General features: G+C 48.8%; 1 protein-coding gene and 1 pseudogene. One reads left to right on the top strand and one right to left on the bottom strand.

From position 1 onward, the window contains the following. Positions 1 to 632: 632 nt before the first annotated feature. Complete coding sequence (locus GY843_RS20655; protein WP_297312569.1) at positions 633 to 1292, bottom strand: hypothetical protein; 660 nt, start codon at positions 1290 to 1292, stop codon at positions 633 to 635. A 373-nt stretch (positions 1293 to 1665) separates the two neighbouring features. Between GY843_RS20655 and GY843_RS20660 the strand changes: the two are divergent. Then, positions 1666 to 2649 (top strand): annotated as a pseudogene (locus GY843_RS20660) (hypothetical protein); the annotation flags it as partial.

Below are 2649 nucleotides of genomic sequence, written 5' to 3' on the forward strand. Positions count from 1 at the left end.
ATAGCCATACTCGGACAGAGCGGCGAATATATCCGCCTGCTGGCGCGCATTCGTGATCGCAACTTCGGCGCGCACCAGGTATTCGTCCAGATTTTTGTGCACACTACTGTCTGACATCTAGCTCCCTTCCCGGGGGATGACCGGGTGACTGGGTGACTGAGTGACAAGGCGACAAGGTGATCGGGAATGCCCCTTTTGTGTGGGGAATGATTTCCCGTTGTGGGGGATGACTTCCCATAACGAGGGATGACTTCCCACACTGGGGGATAATTCCCTATACTGGGGAACAAATTCCCACAATAGGGGATAATCTCCCACGCTGGGGGATGACTTCCCGTACTGGGGGATGATTTCCTACATTGGGGGATGACTTCCCATCGTGGGAAATGATTCCCCAGCACAGGAAATAACTCCCTGGCGTGGGAAACTGTTCCCCATCGCAGGAAATGACTCCCTGGCGCAGGAAACCGCTCCCCCGTGTGGAAAGTAGCTCCCTGGTGTGGGAAACCGTTCCCTAGACATTTCTGCGATCAAATTGTATATCAGGTGGGATAAAAGGTCAAGATGTTAGTGGATTGGTTCATTCTTCTGAGAATGAACCAATCTCTAATTTCTCAATCCGCCGACAATCCTCACGGAATCGCGCCGAATTGCAGCGCTTCTAACAATTGGGGATCGTCCGCCAGGGCAATCGTGGCGATGGCCTTGAACTCGGACATCCACTCGTGCAACTCGTCCAACGCGGCATCCCGGTCCTTGGTGGCTTTTTGGGCCTCGCTCTTTTCTTTTTGCTGCGTCTTGTTGAGCGCCATCGTCTCATCGGTCAACGACTGGCCCTTTTCCAATTGCTCCCGCGTGATCCGAAAACGGCCCATCGCGGTTATGGCGTCATCGTCGGCGAGCAGCTTGGTATAGAAATACCTGGCCTGGGTGAGGCGGCCAGAAAAGCTCTGTTTCTTGGCCTGGTTCAGTTCAAAGGTTCCCAACCGGGTGATGTCATTCTTAAAGACAATAGCGGCTATCTGCCGGTGCGCGCTATACAGCCGGTCGGCTTCCGCGTGGCCCTCGTTCAACGCAGCAGTAGCCCCGTACTGTTCCGCGTATTCCTGGCGTTGGGCGCTGCTCAAGGCAAAGGCGGCGTCCAGCAGATCCTGGCCCTGTTGTAGAACGGCATCGTCGTAGCCGTACACTTCCAGGGCAGCGAGTATGGCCGGGGTTTCACGGGCGTTGCCGATGGCGACACCGGTGCGCGTCAGATACTCGTCGATACTTGCCGATGTTACTGGGGACATGATAATTCTCCTTTTTCTTGTCGAGACTGTGACTCTTTATTTTCACTACCCTTGCAAAGACTCTACTCGCTCGCGAGATATATTGACCGTGGATTATCATCACCTCCTCGCAGAATCGTCATTCTCGAATGCGTGTGGACGGTTTCGGGTTGATTGTATATCAGGTGGGGCGAAAATGCAAGCGGCTATTTGCTGGCCGCCAGGGTTGACTTTTTCCGGTGCTTGCTGTATAGTTTTTTTGCTTGGCAGGATTGCACTGTAAAGGGGAATGCGCAGCACAAGTCCGTAAGTTGGGTGTTTAGTATGTGCATTTACATCACTAGTTAGTCACCGCAGTGCACATTGAAGACGATACGTAATCAAGGAGATAGGAATGAGAGAAGATAAAGCTAACCCTAAACTTCAGGCTATTATAGGAATAACGGTAGCAATCATAGGTTGCATTGGTGCTATATTGGCAGCAATAATCGGAATATTGCCTGATTTTCTAGCGCCAGAACCATTATATACCCTGGTTCCACAAGTACAAACTCCCGTTGATTATCCCGAAGAATCGGAAACGAGCGTAGCTTTGGTAAATCCAACTTCTCCTGCACCAACTAACACATCAGCACCTATACCCACTAAGACATTTACGCCTTCACCTACACCCGAACCTATTCAATCAACTTCTACGCCTACCCCAATGCCATCAACATTCACACCTACTCCAATGCCACCAACATCTACACCTACGGCTGAACCACAAACCAGCGAGAATCATATGAAATCACTCGGAGAAGGATATTCACTCAACGGGGTTTCACTAACACTAGAGGATTATAGGGTTTACTCTTCTGATATTGGTTTGTGGTTTGTAGTCAAAAACGAGTCTAGTGGGAGTATGATTATACGTTATCAAAACAGCCATTTTGAATTGTATGATGACACGGGTAGACAGTATGACCATGATGTGTCGTGTGAATATGATACAAAACAACGACAATTGGAAATAGGGGATGCAGTTACATTGAGACCCGCGAACGGTGGTTGTGATTTTGATATAATAGGAGAATTTGACGGAGTAATCAGCCAAGATGCTTCTTATCTCATTGTGAAAGTCTCCAAGTTTATGGACTTGCAGGATATGCAATGGCGTATTGATTTGATGCCACCAGCATCTACTGCACAGAACCCTTCTCCAGGGGAAATTCTCCTTCTGAAAGAAGGATTCTCTGCCAATGGGGTTTCACTAACATTAGAGGATTATAGGGTTTACTCTTCTGATATTGGTTTGTGGTTTGTAGTCAAAAACGAGTCTAGTGGGAGTATGATTATACGTTATCAAAACAGCCATTTTGAATTGTATGATGACACG

The sequence above is a fragment of the Neptuniibacter sp. genome, from assembly GCF_024231755.1.
Taxonomy (GTDB): domain Bacteria; phylum Pseudomonadota; class Gammaproteobacteria; order Pseudomonadales; family Balneatricaceae; genus Neptuniibacter.

Coding starts and splice junctions, on each gene's coding strand:
- GY843_RS20655 (WP_297312569.1), bottom strand. CDS start 1,292: ATGTCCCCAGTAACATCGGCAAGTATCGACGAGTATCTGACGCGCACC.